The organism is Winogradskyella ouciana, assembly GCF_009709615.1.
Classification (GTDB): Bacteria; Bacteroidota; Bacteroidia; order Flavobacteriales; family Flavobacteriaceae; genus Winogradskyella; species Winogradskyella ouciana.
In genome coordinates, this window is record NZ_WJYA01000005.1 from 485,561 (window position 1) to 502,525 (window position 16,965).

The 16,965-nt window shown below is 34.6% G+C and carries 18 protein-coding genes; 17 read left to right on the forward strand and 1 reads right to left on the reverse strand.

The window, feature by feature from the left end:
• The first annotated feature begins 15 nt into the window (after positions 1–15).
• Positions 16–996, forward strand: coding sequence for a DUF4837 family protein (locus tag F1003_RS09665; protein ID WP_155089202.1), 981 nt, complete (start codon positions 16–18; stop codon positions 994–996).
• A gap of 52 nt (positions 997–1,048) precedes the next feature.
• On the opposite strand, the gene F1003_RS09670 is transcribed toward F1003_RS09665, so the two are convergent.
• Positions 1,049–1,231, reverse strand: coding sequence for a twin-arginine translocase TatA/TatE family subunit (locus F1003_RS09670; protein WP_155089203.1), 183 nt, complete (start codon positions 1,229–1,231; stop codon positions 1,049–1,051).
• A 113-nt stretch (positions 1,232–1,344) separates the two neighbouring features.
• Between F1003_RS09670 and F1003_RS09675 the strand changes: the two genes are divergently transcribed.
• From F1003_RS09675 to F1003_RS09750, 16 genes are all read left to right on the forward strand, one after another.
• Complete coding sequence (locus F1003_RS09675; RefSeq protein ID WP_155089204.1) at positions 1,345–2,214, forward strand: M23 family metallopeptidase; 870 nt, start codon at positions 1,345–1,347, stop codon at positions 2,212–2,214.
• Complete coding sequence (locus F1003_RS09680; RefSeq protein WP_155089205.1) at positions 2,214–3,716, forward strand: GH3 auxin-responsive promoter family protein; 1,503 nt, start codon at positions 2,214–2,216, stop codon at positions 3,714–3,716. Before F1003_RS09675 ends, F1003_RS09680 begins: the two co-directional genes overlap by 1 nt.
• Positions 3,717–3,743: 27 nt before the next feature.
• On the forward strand, positions 3,744–5,435 hold the full coding sequence (locus F1003_RS09685; protein WP_155089206.1) for a DUF6909 family protein: 1,692 nt from the start codon (positions 3,744–3,746) through the stop codon (positions 5,433–5,435).
• Between the two features lie 3 nt (positions 5,436–5,438).
• Positions 5,439–6,491: a hypothetical protein gene (locus F1003_RS09690; protein WP_155089207.1), complete on the forward strand. Its 1,053-nt coding sequence runs from the start codon at positions 5,439–5,441 to the stop codon at positions 6,489–6,491.
• The gene (gene rfbB, locus F1003_RS09695; protein WP_155089208.1) at positions 6,484–7,503 is read left to right on the forward strand and encodes a dTDP-glucose 4,6-dehydratase; all 1,020 of its coding nucleotides are present in this window, start codon (positions 6,484–6,486) and stop codon (positions 7,501–7,503) included. Before F1003_RS09690 ends, rfbB begins: the two co-directional genes overlap by 8 nt.
• Positions 7,503–8,366, forward strand: a complete 864-nt coding sequence (gene rfbA / locus F1003_RS09700; RefSeq protein ID WP_155089209.1) for a glucose-1-phosphate thymidylyltransferase RfbA — start codon at positions 7,503–7,505, stop codon at positions 8,364–8,366. The genes rfbB and rfbA overlap by 1 nt, the downstream gene beginning before the upstream one ends.
• Position 8,367: 1 nt before the next feature.
• Positions 8,368–8,913, forward strand: a complete 546-nt coding sequence (gene rfbC / locus F1003_RS09705) for a dTDP-4-dehydrorhamnose 3,5-epimerase (RefSeq protein WP_155089210.1) — start codon at positions 8,368–8,370, stop codon at positions 8,911–8,913.
• A complete protein-coding gene (gene rfbD, locus F1003_RS09710) occupies positions 8,910–9,761 on the forward strand; it encodes a dTDP-4-dehydrorhamnose reductase (RefSeq protein WP_155089211.1) in 852 nt (283 codons plus the stop codon). Before rfbC ends, rfbD begins: the two co-directional genes overlap by 4 nt.
• Positions 9,762–9,787: 26 nt before the next feature.
• Positions 9,788–10,594 (forward strand): 3'(2'),5'-bisphosphate nucleotidase CysQ, encoded by an 807-nt coding sequence (gene cysQ, locus F1003_RS09715; RefSeq protein WP_155089212.1) that lies wholly within the window; start codon positions 9,788–9,790, stop codon positions 10,592–10,594.
• The gene (locus F1003_RS09720) at positions 10,594–11,022 is read left to right on the forward strand and encodes a DUF2061 domain-containing protein (RefSeq protein WP_155089213.1); all 429 of its coding nucleotides are present in this window, start codon (positions 10,594–10,596) and stop codon (positions 11,020–11,022) included. The genes cysQ and F1003_RS09720 overlap by 1 nt, the downstream gene beginning before the upstream one ends.
• Positions 11,023–11,058: 36 nt before the next feature.
• Positions 11,059–11,661: an adenylyl-sulfate kinase gene (cysC, locus tag F1003_RS09725; protein WP_155089214.1), complete on the forward strand. Its 603-nt coding sequence runs from the start codon at positions 11,059–11,061 to the stop codon at positions 11,659–11,661.
• Positions 11,654–12,559 carry a sulfate adenylyltransferase subunit CysD gene (gene cysD / locus F1003_RS09730; RefSeq protein ID WP_155089215.1) on the forward strand — a complete coding sequence of 302 codons (906 nt, stop codon included), beginning with the start codon at positions 11,654–11,656 and terminating at the stop codon, positions 12,557–12,559. The genes cysC and cysD overlap by 8 nt, the downstream gene beginning before the upstream one ends.
• Positions 12,560–12,572: 13 nt before the next feature.
• Positions 12,573–13,826, forward strand: a complete 1,254-nt coding sequence (gene cysN / locus F1003_RS09735) for a sulfate adenylyltransferase subunit CysN (RefSeq protein WP_155089216.1) — start codon at positions 12,573–12,575, stop codon at positions 13,824–13,826.
• Between the two features lie 76 nt (positions 13,827–13,902).
• Entirely contained in the window at positions 13,903–14,922 is a 1,020-nt protein-coding gene (gene pseB / locus F1003_RS09740) for a UDP-N-acetylglucosamine 4,6-dehydratase (inverting) (RefSeq protein WP_155089217.1), read from the forward strand.
• Positions 14,923–16,083 (forward strand): UDP-4-amino-4,6-dideoxy-N-acetyl-beta-L-altrosamine transaminase, encoded by a 1,161-nt coding sequence (pseC, locus tag F1003_RS09745; RefSeq protein WP_155089218.1) that lies wholly within the window; start codon positions 14,923–14,925, stop codon positions 16,081–16,083. It begins immediately after the preceding gene.
• Complete coding sequence (locus tag F1003_RS09750; protein WP_155089219.1) at positions 16,080–16,955, forward strand: aldo/keto reductase; 876 nt, start codon at positions 16,080–16,082, stop codon at positions 16,953–16,955. The genes pseC and F1003_RS09750 overlap by 4 nt, the downstream gene beginning before the upstream one ends.
• Positions 16,956–16,965: the final 10 nt, after the last annotated feature.

The window sequence follows — 16,965 nt, forward strand, 5'->3', positions numbered from 1 at the left end:
ACAAAAAATAAACTTATGAGAACATTATACACTTTACTGTTCTGTGTGCTATTGGTTGCATGTGGTGACAAAAAAGACGATGACAAAACAACTTATCTCCCAGCATCTAACGGTATTTTAAACAGTATTTCGGTGGTTGTAGACAATACGCTTTGGGAAGGTAGTGTGGGTGAAAGTGTTAGAGAAATTTTTGCCGCACCACTTAATGGGCTGCCAACAGACGAACCAATGTTTAATTTAAAACAGATTCCGCCTCAAGTTTTTGACGGTTTTGCTACACGCAGCAGAATTGTTCTTAAAATTGAGAAAAGTGATGTAGAAGCGACGACTATTATTAAGAATAATGTTTTTGCAAAGCCACAAACCGTAGCTGTAGTTCGTGGGAAAACAAATCAAGATATAATTGCTCAATTAAAAGAAAGCAAAGCGAGAATTATTGATGCATTTAATAAAGAAGAAGTAAAGGAGAAGCAAAGACAAATCAATAAATCACTTTTAAAAGACGAAAAAATGGAAAATCAGCTTGGTTTTACAGTTGATATTCCTTCAGTCTATAAGTTTGGAAAATCAGAGAAAGACTTTTATTGGCTAAGGAAAGCGTTGGACAATAGTAAAACTATAGATATTATGTTTTATGAAGTTCCAATGGAAACAATTTCTGAAGGTGATAGCACTGTTGTTGACATTATTAAAATGCGAAATCACATTACAAAAACTAAAGTCCCAGGCGAAGATGGTATTTATATGAAGGTTGAAGACGCCTTCGCACCGGCAATGTTTAAAACCATAATTGATAATAAACCAACTTATGAAGTCAGAGGACTTTGGGATATGGAAGGTTATACCATGGGAGGGCCTTTTATAACCTTCGCCATAGAGGATAAAGTGAACAAACGCTATTTAATTGCAGATGGTTATGTGTATGCACCATCACTTAATAAGGGCGAATACATTTTTGAAATAGAGTCAATCGTTAAATCCATAACTATTAAGTAATAAAAAAGCCAACTGATTCAGTTGGCTTTTTTTATGTTTTTCAATTAAGGAACTATTCTTTTTCCTTATTGTCAGCAGGATCTTCTTTACTTGCGTCTTTAAACTCTTTGATACCACTACCCAAACCCCTCATTAGTTCAGGAATTTTTTTACCACCAAACAATAGTAAAATGGCCACAACTATTAAAACAATTTGCCATGGACCCAACGCTAAAACTATATTGCTAGAAATCATATTTTTAAATTTAGACCACAAAGTTAGTAATTATACTTTAATTATAACGTTGTAAACCCAACTTTAGCACTTATTGATAGCGCTATTTCACTATTTTAACTAATTTTGTTTTAATGGCAAAAAAGAAAAAAAAAGAAAAAAAAATTGCTAAAAAGCTACTTCATAAGTATCGCTTAGTAATCCTTAATGAAGATACTTTTGAAGAACGTTTTGCAATTAAACTAACACGCCTTAATGTTTTTGTCTTAACATCACTTTCGGCAATTTTCTTGGTATTCTTTACCATTCTATTGATTGCCTTTACGCCGTTGCGCGAGTATATTCCTGGGTATTCTTCAGCAAAGCTTAAAAAAGAAGCCTCTGTCCTTAACTATAAAACAGACTCGTTGGTTCAGGAATTGGAGCTAAATAAACGATATTATGCCTCAATCCGAAAAGTTCTTACAGGTGATGTATCAACGGTTGAATTTAACAGAGATTCCATTATTGAAGCGGCCAAAAACGACGTAGATATTTTGCAGATTACGACCAACAAAGAGGACTCTTTGTTAAGAGAAAAAGTTGAAAAAGAGGATAAATATAACTTGTTTGAAGAATCAACAAACCAAAATAGTTTTGTGTTATTTCCGCCAGTTAATGGAACTATATCAGAAGAGTATAATATTGAAGACAAGCACTTTGCTGTAGATGTTGTAGTCGCTAATGACACTCCTGTTAAGGCCACGGCAGATGGAACAGTTATATTTGCAGAGTGGACTGTAGAAACGGGCTATGTAGTTATTATTGAGCATAACCAAGAATTAATTTCTGTGTACAAGCACAATTCAGCCATTACAAAGTCTCAAGGCGATTTAGTTAAGGCAGGAGAAGTCATCGCTATGTCTGGAAATACGGGAGAGTTGAGCACAGGTCCGCACCTTCATTTTGAACTCTGGAGTAAAGGCTACCCAGTAAACCCAACTAATTTCATTGATTTTCAGTAATGCCATCGGTTAAAGCAGCACTATCCAAACCTTTTGCCAAAATTATAGCTTGGCGTATAAAAAAATGGGCTTCAAATCCTATTGAAACCCAAGAAAATGTGTTTCAAAACCTTATAACTGAAGCAAAAAACACTGTTTTTGGTAAAGACCATAATTTTAGTGAGATTATTACCCATGAGCATTTTAAGTCTAAAGTTCCCATAAGGGACTATGAAGACTTAAAGCCCTATGTAGAACGCGTTGTTAAAGGCGAAGAGAGTATACTGTGGAAAGGCAAACCATTGTATTTCGCTAAAACATCTGGTACGACATCTGGTGCTAAGTATATTCCCATTACTAAAGAAAGCATGCCAACACATGTTGATGCCGCTAGAAATGCCATTCTAATGTACATTAACGAAACCGGAAATTCAAAATTTGTAGATGGCAAGATGATTTTTTTACAAGGAAGCCCAACCCTTGAAGAAAAAAACGGGATTAAGCTTGGAAGACTTTCTGGCATTGTGGCACATTATGTACCTAAATACCTTCAAAAAAACAGACTGCCTAGCTTAAAAACCAATTGTATTGAAGATTGGGAAACTAAAGTAAACGCCATCGTTGAAGAAACTATTGACGAAGACATGACGGTTATTTCAGGGATACCGTCATGGGTGCAAATGTATTTTGAAAAGTTGATAGAAAAGAGAGGAAACAAGGTGGGCGAAATTTTCAAAAACTTTAATTTATTCATATTTGGAGGCGTTAATTATGAGCCATATAAAGCTAAATTCGAAAACCTAATAGGGAGAAAGGTTGATAGTATAGAACTATATCCTGCAAGTGAAGGCTTTTTTGCATTTCAAGACAAGCAAAATGAAAAAGGGATGCTCTTACAATTAGACTCCGGTATATTTTATGAGTTTGTTGAAGCTGAACATTTCTTTAGTGACAATCCGGAACGAATAACAATAAAAGATGTAAAACTTGGCGTTAACTACGTTATGATTATCTCTACAACAGCTGGACTTTGGGCGTATAATGTTGGAGATACAGTGCAGTTCATGTCACTAAAACCTTATAGACTTATTGTTAGTGGCAGAATAAAACACTTTATTTCTGCTTTTGGAGAACACGTTATAGGGAAGGAAGTTGAACAAGCCCTAAAAGAAGCTACAGAAAATACATCAATTACTGTTAATGAATTTACTGTAGCACCTCAAATTAACCCAGAGGAGGGGCTACCTTATCACGAATGGTTTATTGAGTATGAAAATGAACCTGAAAACAAAGCTAAATTTATAGAAGATTTAGAGCAATCGCTTCAAAAACAAAACAGCTATTATCTAGATTTAATAAAAGGAAAGGTCTTGCAACCCTTAAAGATTACTAGAGTAAAGAAAGATGGTTTCAAAACCTATATGAAATCCATAGGAAAACTAGGTGGACAAAATAAAATCCCAAGATTATCCAATGATAGAAAAGTAGCTGATAAAATATACGAACTTCAATTAACTAAATAACTCTATATTTGTAGGTTAAAATAATGTATGAGCACAGTTAAGAAAAAACACGAAAGAACTAGAGCGCAAGAAAGCTCAAATGCAATTGAGCGTATGTATATAACCATGCGGCATTTGTTTAATCGTGGATTTTATAAACCAATGGGAGTTTCGGGCGAAACTTTACGTGAGGCATTGTTGTTGTTACGTCCAGAAATCTACGGTTCTATTGCCGATGAAAAAGCAGAAATAGAGGGTTTACTTTATGTTATTGATCGTTTACCTCGAGGCATAGAAGAGTGCACGTTCATAAACCTAACAAGTGATGAAGGCTATACCAACTCACATTTTAAGCCTATAATCCCACCAAAACGAAGACGAAATTGCTATCGTATAGACGATGAGCAAATGAATATTGAAATAACAAGAGGTCGTTCAGAAATCTACGACATTTTAACACATCTTACATTTTTGTTTGTAGAGTCTCACAAAATAAGTAAGCGGATTATTATTAATGAAGAGGGAGCTACGGTAAGAGACTGGCAGAAGTTAGAGAGTGCTGTTTTGTCAACTAAGAAATTAACGCAAAAAGAGCGCGAAATTGCCATTACCCATACCGCAAATATTTTAGGGAGAACTTTCAATGAATTAACTGAAGCATATCCTAAGTTTGCGACAGAGAGTCAACCAGAACGCTTATTGCACATTGTTTATTGGTTAGGTAAGTTGGCAATTGAGGAGGTTATAAACGGGAATAAAAGAACCATAACTTTTAGCCCAGTTTTAAGAGAACGTCTGGGCCATCATATCCATGGTGAAGTATGGGCAGACAATATCAAAGAGATATTAAATAAGCACGGGCTATTAGAGCGACCGATACATATTATTAGCGCAAACATGCACAGCGTTATGAATTCTATTTTCGCGAAAGGTACTCTTAAGGGTGCTGATTCCAAAAAAGACATTTTTGAGGTTTACGAAACTCTAAGCAACTCAAAAAGTGTTGCAATGCGCAATAAAGTAGAGAAATCTGCGTTGCAGAACGGAATGATCTACATAAAGGACACGTCTGGAACCAACATAGATGTCCAAATTTTTGATACAGATAAAATAGATTTTTCTAATACAGACTTTGAGTATTCACAATCCAATAAGGATGACAAAGCTGTAATTTTTGTTATGGACTATGCGTTTGGAGAACAAGCGTACGAGACTATGGATGAATTTCTAAAACCGATAAAGGTCAATGGCAAAAAAGTTCATTTAGATGTTAAATCCATATCCATTATGGGTAAGGCAGGTATTTTAGAGGGAGGCAAAGGAGATGTTATGATTCCTTCGGCACATATTTTTGAAGGCACAGCTGACAATTACCCATTTAAAAACGAACTAAGTAAAAACGATTTAGTAGATTGCGGAGTTGATGTTTATGAAGGTACAATGGTTACGGTATTAGGCACTTCCTTGCAGAATAAAGAAATTTTAAAATTCTTTAAAAAATCCACATGGAATGTCATTGGTTTAGAAATGGAAGGAGCACATTATCAAAAAGCGATACAAGCGGCATCAAGAGTAAGAGGCAGTATAAATGAAGATGTAAAAGTAAGATATGCTTATTATGCTAGTGACAACCCACTAGAGACTGGAAGCACATTGGCTTCAGGAGGTTTAGGAGCATCGGGTGTTAAACCAACATACGTCATAACAAAAAAAATACTAGAACAAATATTTAATTCTTAATTCATGAGTGATAAATTACCTGAAAACACAAAAACTGAGGAAGTAGATTTAGGGCAATTATTTAATGTCATTGGCAGATTGTTTGAAAAGTTATTTTTGTTTATTGGCAAAATCCTCAAAGGACTATTTTCTATCTTAATCTATGCTCTAAAACCTATTGTAAATAATTTTAAAGTAATAGCCATTGCTCTTATGGCTGCAGCTGTTATTGGGTTTTTTGCGGAAAAATTTAAAAAACCGGTTTACACTTCGAGTATGCTAGTTAAACCTTATTTTGACTCTAAATACCAATTAGCAAATAATGTCAATTATTTTAATGCTTTAATAGGTTCTGAAAATTTAAAAGAATTGTCTTCTGTATTTGAAATTGACACTACAACAGCCTCTGAGTTAATGGGCTTTGATATTGAAATAGGACCTGAAACAGGTAATGATTTACTTAAAGAATATAACGATTATATAAAACAAATAGACAGTACGCTAGCAAAAGACATGACCTATGAAGAATATGTGGATAATAGGGATATTTTAAGCGGTAGTATTTTTTCTATAAAAGCTAAATCTAAGGCTAGTGATATTTTTACAAGTTTAGAAAGGGGCTTTGTAAAAACATTCGAGAATGAATATTCAGAGAAGCTAAAAGAAATAAGGGATAAATCTATTGAGATAAAAACTAGAGCTTATAAAAGCGAATTGAAACGAATAGATAGTCTGCAAAAAATATATTTCGATGTTCTTACAACAGAATCCGAAAGTGATAAAGTATCAATTGGCCTTAACGGTATGATACCTTTAACCAATCAAAAAACAACAACAAGAGAGTACGAATTATTTCAGAAAGAAATGGTAATAAGAGACTCTCTTAAAATACTTGAGCAAGAATTAATTAAAAACAATGATTTTTATGACATTTTATCTGGCTTTGAAGATGTTGGAACCATAGAAAAAAGTTTCCTAGAAAGATACACCATTCTTTTTCCTGCTTTAACAATGCTATTTATAATATTAGGCTACATAATGCTTAAAACATTTCAATACATAAAAAACTATGAGTAAAGAGCAAACAATACTAATTACAGGTGGTGCTGGTTTTATTGGCTCAAATTTTATTTTCTATTTGCTAAAAGAGCGAGAAAACATCAATATTGTTAATTTAGATAAGCTCACCTACGCAGGCGAGCTTTCTAATTTAAAACAATTACAAAACCATAAAAACTATAGTTTTGTAAAGGGAGATATATGCGATAGAGAATTGGTTAATGAACTTTTCAAAAAACACAGCTTCTCTGGAGTCATTCATTTTGCTGCCGAGTCTCATGTAGACAATTCAATTAGCAATCCAGATGCTTTTATAAAAACAAATATAGAAGGCACCTTTAATCTACTTAATATAGCTAAAACCTTTTGGATGGACGCCCCCTTTAAACCCAAATCAGGTTTTGTAAGCAATAGGTTTCATCATATTTCTACAGACGAGGTTTATGGCACCCTAGGGGAAACAGGGCTTTTTACAGAAGAAACACCCTACGCTCCCAACAGTCCTTATAGCGCCTCTAAGGCATCATCAGACTTTATTGTTAGGAGTTATTTCCATACGTATGGCATGAACGTAGTTACTACAAATTGCAGTAACAACTATGGACCAAAACAGCATGATGAGAAATTAATACCAACAATTATAAGAAAAGCTATCAGTGGAGAAAACATTCCTATATATGGTGATGGAAAAAATATAAGAGATTGGTTGTATGTAGAAGACCATTGTAGAGGAATTGATTTGGTTTTTCAAAAAGGAAGAAAAGGAGAAACCTACAATATTGGAGGAAAGAATGAAAGAGATAATCTTTATATAGCCCATAAGATCTGTGAAATCCTAGACAGTATCAAACCGAAAAAAGAACCATATTCTAAACAAATAACCTTTGTAAAGGATAGACCTGGACATGATTTTAGATATGCTATTGATGCCTCAAAGATTGAAAGTGAATTAGGCTGGGAAGCAAAAGAGAATTTTGAAACAGGAATAGAAAAAACCATACACTGGTACTTAGATAAATACGAAAACTAATGAAAGGGATAGTTCTAGCGGGCGGATCAGGTACAAGATTGCATCCATTAACTTTAGCCATAAGTAAACAACTTATGCCGATTTATGACAAGCCTATGATTTATTATCCCGTATCTACGCTTATGTGGTCTGGGATAAAGGACATACTTATAATTTCTACACCAGAGGATCTTCCACTATTTGAAAAGTTATTGGGAGATGGTAAAAAGTATGGCTGTAATTTTCAATATGCAGTACAGGAAGAACCCAAAGGTCTTGCTGAAGCTTTTATCATAGGAGAAGATTTTATAGGAAAGGATAAAGTTGCTTTAATCCTTGGAGATAACATTTTTTACGGTACAGGCTTATCAGAATTACTTCAACAAAACAATAATCCCGACGGTGGAATTATTTACGCCTATCATGTACACGACCCAGAGCGCTACGGAGTTGTTGAGTTTGATAAAAACGGTACAGTGGTGTCGATTGAAGAAAAGCCCATGAAGCCAAAATCTAACTATGCAGTTCCAGGAATATATTTTTACGATAACTCAGTAGTAGAAATAGCAAAAAACATAAAACCAAGTAAAAGAGGAGAATTAGAAATTACCGATGTTAACAAAACGTATTTAGAGAAGGGGAAACTAAAAGTAAGTGTTTTAGATAAAGGTACAGCTTGGCTAGATACAGGCACGTTTAATTCACTGATGCAAGCTTCACAGTTTGTCCAGGTAATAGAAGAACGACAGGGTTTAAAAATTGGAGCTATTGAAGAGGCAGCGTACAAAATGGGTTTTATAGATAAGGCGCAATTCAAAAAAGTTGCAAAAACCCTAACCAAAAGCGGTTACGGCAAGCACCTCCTGAGTTTACTGGCTGAATAATATGATTATAAAAGAAACAAAATTAAAAGGGTGTTATACACTACAACCAAAAGTGTTTGAAGATAAAAGGGGCTATTTTATAGAGAGCTACAATGAAAACGTATTTAAAAAAGCCCTTGGAAAGAACAATAACTTTGTTCAAGATAACGAATCCCAATCCTCTAAAGGTGTTTTAAGGGGTCTCCACTACCAAACAGGTGAGTTTGCACAAGCAAAATTGGTCAGGGTTATTAAAGGTAAAGTGTTGGACATTGCAGTTGATTTGAGACAAAACTCCTTAACTTTTGGCGAACACGTCTCAGCAATTCTATCTGAAGAAAACAAAACTCAACTTTTTATACCTCGAGGCTTTGCCCATGGGTTTTTGGTCTTAGAGGATAATACTATTTTTAGTTACAAATGTGATAATTTTTATAACAAAGAATCAGAAACAGGGGTAATATACAATGACAAAGATTTAAATATAGACTGGAAATACCCAGAGTCTGAATTAATTCTCTCAGAGAAAGACTTGCTTTTACCATCTTTTAAAAACGCTAAATTATGAAGCGGATAGCTGTCTTAGGTGCTAACGGGCAATTAGGCCAGACACTAAATTCTTTAGTTGATAAAGAGCCAGACAGTTATAGCTTTTACTCAAAAGAGGATGTTGACATAACTGATAAGGAGTCAATTAGCACTCTTTTTAATAAGAATGATTTTGATTTTTGTGTCAATTGTGCCGCCTTTACAAATGTTGAGTTGGCAGAAAAAAACGTTGACCAAGCTTTTTTAGTAAATGCAGAAGGAGCAAAGAATATTGCAGAGGTTTGCCAGTCAAAAAATATAAAATTAGTTCACATTTCTACGGATTATGTTTTTGACGGAAAAAAAAGAGAACCATACACTACAAAAGACAAAACCGATCCAATAAACCAGTACGGTAGGTCTAAACTTAAAGGCGAACTCTATATTAAGGAAACAATAAAAGAGCATTACATTATAAGAACGTCTTGGCTTTATTCTCTATTTGGCAAAAATTTTCTCAAAACCATTGTCAACAAAACAAAACAAAATGTAGAGTTAAAAATTACAACTGAAGAACAAGGTACACCCACAAGCTGTTTGGATCTCTCAAGGTTTATTATTTATCTAATCAAATCACACGATATTCATTACGGAATCTACCACTTCTCGGCCAAAGGGAAAACAACTTGGTACGGTTTTGCAAAAGAAATAGTAAAGCATTTTAACTCAAAGAAAACTGCAAATATTTTTTCTGTAGACAGTTATAAAACCATAGCTAAGCGACCTAAATATAGCGTTTTAGACATTTTAGAAACGGAAAAAGTATATAGAAACCTAAATGAATGGCAAGAAAGCCTAAAAGCCATGATAGAAGAATTAAAGATATAGATTTAACTGATAATAAAAGAATTAATATGATTAATATACTCGAAAATAAGAAAATAATGACAGCCATCAAAGCATCCTTAGATGCGGGAAAAGTTATCATGCAGGTTTACGACACTTCGTTTAATGTTGAAATAAAAGATGACAAATCGCCATTAACAGAAGCTGATAAAAAAGCCAATGAAGTGATTAATTCATATTTAATAGATACTGAAATTCCTATTATTAGTGAAGAAAATAAACAAATTGACTACTCCATTAGAAAAGACTGGAGCACTTGTTGGATTGTAGACCCAGTAGATGGGACCAAGGAATTTATAAAAAGGAACGGTGAATTTACAGTAAACATAGCTTTGGTTGAAAGTGGGAGGCCAATATTAGGCGTGATTTATGTGCCAACTATAAAACGATTATATTTTGCAAATGTAGAGGAGAAAAATGCTTATTCCGCAGATCTAACATCTCATGATTCATCTATAGACACAGTAGGTGCAAACGCAAAGCCACTAAAGCCAAAAACCTCTTCAAATTCGGTTGAAGTCGTCGGAAGCCGCTCTCATATGAGCCAAGAAACCCTGGATTTTGTTGAAAATATTAGATCATCTGGAAAGGAGGTAAGCATAGTTTCCAAAGGAAGCTCATTAAAGTTTTGCCTTGTTGCTGAAGGCAAAGCTGATGTTTACCCAAGATTTGCACCGACTATGGAGTGGGACACAGCTGCTGGTCAAGCCATTTGTAATGCCGTAGGCATTAATGTGATTTCTCAAGCTACTAAAGAACCGCTTCTTTACAATAAGGAAAACTTACTAAACCCTTGGTTTGTAGCCTCAAAATAATGAAGGACCAATCTCACAAGAGACATATTGCCAAAACATTAACATGGAGAATTGTTGGCACTCTGGATACGGTAATACTTTCTTGGATGATTTCTGGTAGTCCATCAATTGGGTTAAAAATCGGATTTGCAGAGGTTATCACCAAAATGATTTTATATTATTTACATGAACGTACATGGTTTAACATTAACCTATCAAAGGATGGCCGAGTACTTGAAAGCCGAAAAAGGCACATAGCCAAAACTTTCACATGGAGATTTATAGGGACATTAGATACCATGTTATTGGCATGGTGGATTTCAGGGAATCCATTAATTGGTTTAAAGATTGGGTTTGCGGAAGTTTTTTCTAAAATGATTTTATATTATCTTCATGAAAGATTTTGGTATAGGTTCAATTATGGGCTCACAAATAGAAAAAACAATTAGTCTCTAATAAAGTAAGACCAAATAAAATTCAAATCAATGGAGGAGAATATAACGGCACATTCATATCAGATATCTCTAAAGGAAAGGATGGCTTTAAATAACCATAAACCCTTATTAATCTGGTTTACTGGTCTTTCAGGATCTGGAAAATCGACTATAGCTAATCTTGTAGAACATTCTTTATTCAAAAGAGGAATAAAAACATATGCATTAGATGGCGATAACATTAGAAAAGGAATTAATAATGATCTTTCTTTCTCGCCACAAGACAGAACGGAAAACATTAGACGCATTGCCGAGGTTTCTAAGCTTATGATAGATGCTGGTTTAGTGGTTTTAGCGGCATTCGTGTCCCCAAATAAAAAAGACAGACAGGACATTAGAACTATCGTTAAAGATGCTAACTTTGTTGAGATTTATGTAAACACGAGTATTGAAGAGTGTGAGCGTAGGGATGTTAAGGGTTTATACAAGAAGGCCAGAGCAGGAGAAATTAAAAACATGACAGGTATTTCTGCTCCTTATGAAGCACCAGACAATCCTGAGATTGAAATAGAAACAGAAAATGAACCGATTGAGGATTCGGTAAAACGAATAGTAGATTATATAATACCAAAATTAAAACTCAACAATGAGTAAATATTATTTAAATTATTTAGACGAGTTAGAAAGTGAAGCAATTTATGTTTTAAGAGAAGTTTGGGCTCAATTTGATAACCCGGTTATTTTATTTTCTGGAGGGAAAGACTCTATCTTAGTTACTCATTTAGCAAAAAAAGCATTTTACCCAGCCAAGATTCCTTTTCCCCTTATGCATGTTGATACTGGCCATAATTTCCCTGAAACTATTCAATTTAGAGATAATATTATAAAAGAGCTGGGTGTAGAACTTATTGTAGGTTCGGTTCAAGAATCTATTGATGAAGGACGCGTAGCAGAAGAAAAAGGAAAAAACGCCACAAGAAATGCACTGCAAATTACAACACTTCTTGATGCGATAGAAACTAATAAAATAGACTGTGCTATTGGTGGTGGACGTAGAGATGAAGAAAAAGCGAGAGCTAAAGAACGTTTCTTTTCGCATAGGGATGATTTTGGACAGTGGGACCCCAAAAATCAAAGGCCAGAACTTTGGAATATTTTCAACGGTAAACATTTTGAAGGCGAGCATTTTAGAGCCTTCCCTATTAGTAATTGGACAGAAATGGACGTTTGGAACTACATTAAAAGAGAAAACATAGCAATACCATCATTATACTTTGCCCATGAACGTGAAGTGGTTTGGAGGCAGGATAGTTGGATTCCTAATTCAGAGTTTTTAGTGCTCGAAGATCACGAAGAAATTGTCACCAAAAAGATTCGCTTTAGAACCCTGGGAGATATTACGATTACAGGTGGTATTGAATCCGATGCGGACACATTGGATAAAATTGCAGATGAGGTGTCTGGAATGAGACAAACAGAACGAGGAAACCGAAGTGACGATAAGCGTTCTGAATCTGCAATGGAAGACAGAAAACGCCAAGGATATTTTTAAGAAGTATAGAGTAATGTTAGACAACAATCAATTATTACGGTTTACAACCGCAGGAAGTGTAGATGACGGCAAAAGTACCTTGATAGGTCGTTTATTATACGATTCAAAATCTATTTTTGAAGATCAATTGCAGTCAATTGAAAACACCAGTAAAAAGAAAGGACACAACGGTGTAGATTTAGCTTTATTCACTGATGGACTCAGAGACGAAAGAGAGCAGGGCATAACGATAGATGTAGCCTATAGGTATTTTACAACTCCAAAACGCAAGTTTATAATAGCAGACACGCCTGGACATATTCAATATACTAGAAATATGGTTACAGGTGCTTCTACGGCAAACGCAGCAATAATTCTAGTAGATGCTAGGCATGGTGTAATTGAACAAACAAAAAGACACTCGTTCATAGCTTCTTTACTGCAGATACCACATATAATTGTATGTATTAATAAAATGGACTTGGTTGATTACTCTGAAGACGCTTATAATGAAGTGATCAACCAGTTTGAAGAATTTTCTTCAAAATTGTTAGTCCAAGATATTCGCTTTATACCTATTAGCGCTTTAAATGGTGATAATGTGGTAAACAGGTCTAAAAATATGGATTGGTACCAAGGAGCACCACTTCTACATACCCTAGAGACCATGCACATTAGCAGTGATATAAATAAAGTTGACGCCAGATTCCCGGTGCAAACCGTATTAAGACCTCAGAGTGATAAACATAGAGATTATAGAGGATATGCAGGTAGGGTTGCAAGTGGTATTTTTAGGGTTGGGGATGAGGTTACGGCAATGCCCTCTGGTTTTTCGTCTAAAATAAAATCTATAGATGTTTTGGATGAATCTTTGAAAGAAGCCTATGCACCTATGTCAATATCAATGACTTTAGAAGACGATATTGATATTAGTAGAGGAGATATGATTGTAAGAACCAATAATAAACCAGAGTCCTCTCAAGATATAGAAGTGATGTTATGTTGGTTAAATGACAATTCAGCCAAACCAAGAACTAAGTACAGCATTAAGCACACAAGCAATGATCAAAAAGCAATGATTAAAGAGATTATCTACAAAATAGATATTGAGACTTTAAATCGGAATACAGAGGACAAAAGCTTAAACATGAATGATATCTCAAAAGTTAAAATTAGAACCACAAAACCACTGATGGTAGATTCATACCGAGAAAACAGAACCACAGGGAGCATTATACTTATTGATGATACTACTAACGAAACCGTAGCGGCTGGTATGGTTGTTTAGTAGTGCCAATTATATTGGTCAAAGACAATTATTATGGTATTTTTACCATCTAAAATTATAACACTCTATATACTCTATGTTTAGCTTTAAAGATAAATCTATATTAATTACTGGTGGGACAGGATCTCTAGGAAAGGCACTTACATCTCATATATTACAAAAACACCCTGAGGTCAAAAAGTTAGTTGTTTTTTCTAGAGATGAACAGAAGCAATTTCAAATGGCGCAAGAGTACCCAACGGATCAATTTCCTCAAATCCGGTTTTTCATAGGAGATGTGCGAGATAAAGAACGTTTGGTGAGGGCATTTCAGCATATAGATTATGTGATACATGCTGCAGCAATGAAACATGTGCATATTGCAGAATACAATCCAGATGAATGTATAAAAACTAATATTAACGGTGCAGAGAATGTGGTACATGCATGCTTAAGTACAAATGTGGAACGTGTAGTCGCTCTATCGACGGATAAAGCGTGTGCCCCAATTAATTTGTATGGTGCAACAAAACTGACATCAGATAAATTGTTTATAGCAGCCAACAATATTAAAGGCACGAATCCGATTAAATTTTCAGTGGTTAGATATGGTAATGTAATGGGCTCAAATGGTTCAGTAATCCCTTTCTTTATTAATAAGAAAAAAGAGGAGAATAGTTTGCCAATTACTGATCCAAATATGACACGGTTTAATATTTCACTTCAAGGAGGTGTAGATATGGTAATGCACGCATTAGAACATGCTTGGGGAGGTGAACTTTTTGTGCCTAAAATACCTTCATATAAAATTATGGACGTTGCGGAAGCTATTGGACCTGAATGCGAAAAACCAGTGGTCGGTATCAGGCCAGGTGAGAAAGTGCACGAGGAAATGATTACCGCTTCAGATTCATTTTACACTTACGACTTGGGGAAATATTACACTATTCTTCCTGCTACGCATCAATGGAAATTAGAGGATTTTATTAAAGCTTTTGATGCGAAAAAAGTACCATTGGGCTTCAGCTATAACTCTGGTGAGAATGAGGAGTGGGAGACTATAGAAAGTTTACGGCACCTAATTAAAGAACATGTTGACTCTACCTTCGAAGTATAAATGGACAAACCAATAATTCCATATGGCCGTCAGCACATAGATCAAAATGATATTGATGCTGTGATAAATACGTTAACTTCAGATTTTTTAACTCAAGGCCCTAAAGTGAGTGAGTTTGAAAAAAAATTCGCTGAATATGTCGGCTCAAAATATGCTGTAGCCGTTTCTAACGCAACTGCTGGTTTACACATAGCGGTAATGGCTTTAGGTTTAAAACCTGGTGAGCGTGTTATAACGACTCCAATTACTTTCGCGGCTTCGGCAAATTGTGTAAGATACTGTGACGGTGAAGTATGGTTTGCCGATATAGATGCTAATACCTACACTTTATCCTTAGAGAGTACTAAACGGCTCATAGAAAGTAAGCCCAAAGGCTTTTTTAAAGGAATTATACCAGTAGATTTTGCAGGTCTACCAGTAGACCTCGAGGAATTTAGAAACCTGGCAAATGAACACAATTTATGGATAATTGAGGACGCTTGCCATGCACCAGGTGGTTATTTTACGGATACAAAAGGCGTAAAACAAATGTGCGGCAATGGGAAATATGCTGATATCGGGATTTTTTCGTTTCACCCGGTAAAACATATTGCTTGTGGCGAAGGCGGTATGGTTACCACTAATAATGAAGCATTATATAATAAATTATCGAAGTTAAGAACACATGGTATCACCAAGGACAATATGGAAGAAAACCATGGTGGTTGGTATTATGAAATGCAAGAACTAGGTTATAATTATAGGCTTACGGATATTCAATCAGCTCTAGGTATTACTCAACTATCCAAAAATGATGAAGGAGTGTTAAAGCGAAACGAAATAGCTAATAGATATAAAGAAGCATTTAGGGATAAAATAAAATATCAAAGTTTACCAGACCAGACATATAATGCTCACCATTTATTTGTAATAGAGGTAGTTGACAGAAAAAAACTCTACGATTACCTCAGAACCCATAACATTTTTGCACAAATTCATTACATACCAGTACATACATTACCTTATTATAAAGAAATAGGGTATGGTGATGCAAATTTGAGAAATTCTGAAAACTACTATTCTAAATGCATTAGCCTGCCAATGTACCCAACACTGCTTGAAGAAGAACAAACTTATGTTGTCGATAGGATACTAGAATTCCTTGAGGAACACACTAAATGATAGATAAATTAATATTAGGAACAGTACAACTAGGCTTAGACTACGGCATTAATAATTGTTCTGGCAAACCCACACAAGAAGAAGCCTTTTCTATATTAAACTACGCTTACGATAAAGGTCTTAGAAAACTTGATACCGCAGAAGCTTATGGAAATTCAATTGAAATTATTGGAGCCTTCCACAAAGCCTACTCCAATAAAAGATTTCGCGTCATAAGTAAACTAAATCCATTGGTTGATGCAACAAGTATGGATTTGAGAACTTATGTTGCTGAAACTTTAAATACATTGTCTGTAAACGAATTACATGCTTATATGTTTCATAGCTATAATAGCTTAAAAATTAATCCATCACTTTTTAAGGATTTTATAGAGTTAAAAAATAAGGGAATCGTCAAAAACATAGGCGTTTCAGTATATACCAATGATGAAATAGAGGACATTATTGAAAATTTTAGTGAATTTGATTTTATTCAAATACCTTTTAATCTTCTCGATAATTCTAAAAAACGCAAGGATTTAATAGTAAAAGCGAAACAAAAAAATATAGATACGCACACGAGGTCCACCTTTTTACAAGGGCTTTTTTTTAAGAAAGATCAAGAATTACAATCAAGACTAACACCTCTAAAGCCTTATTTGTCTAAATTAAATTCTATTGCAAACCGTTGGCAAATTCCTATAGAAGCTTTAGCATTACAATATGTATTACAAAAAACATATATTGAAAATGTATTGATTGGTGTTGAAACAAGAACACAATTAGAAGCGAATCTTGTAATTTGCAATACGTATAGAGACGTAGATTGGACAGAAATCGATAAAATTGATGTAAATGAATTAGATTTACTTAATCCTGCAAATTGGGCTTAAAATTTTTAAT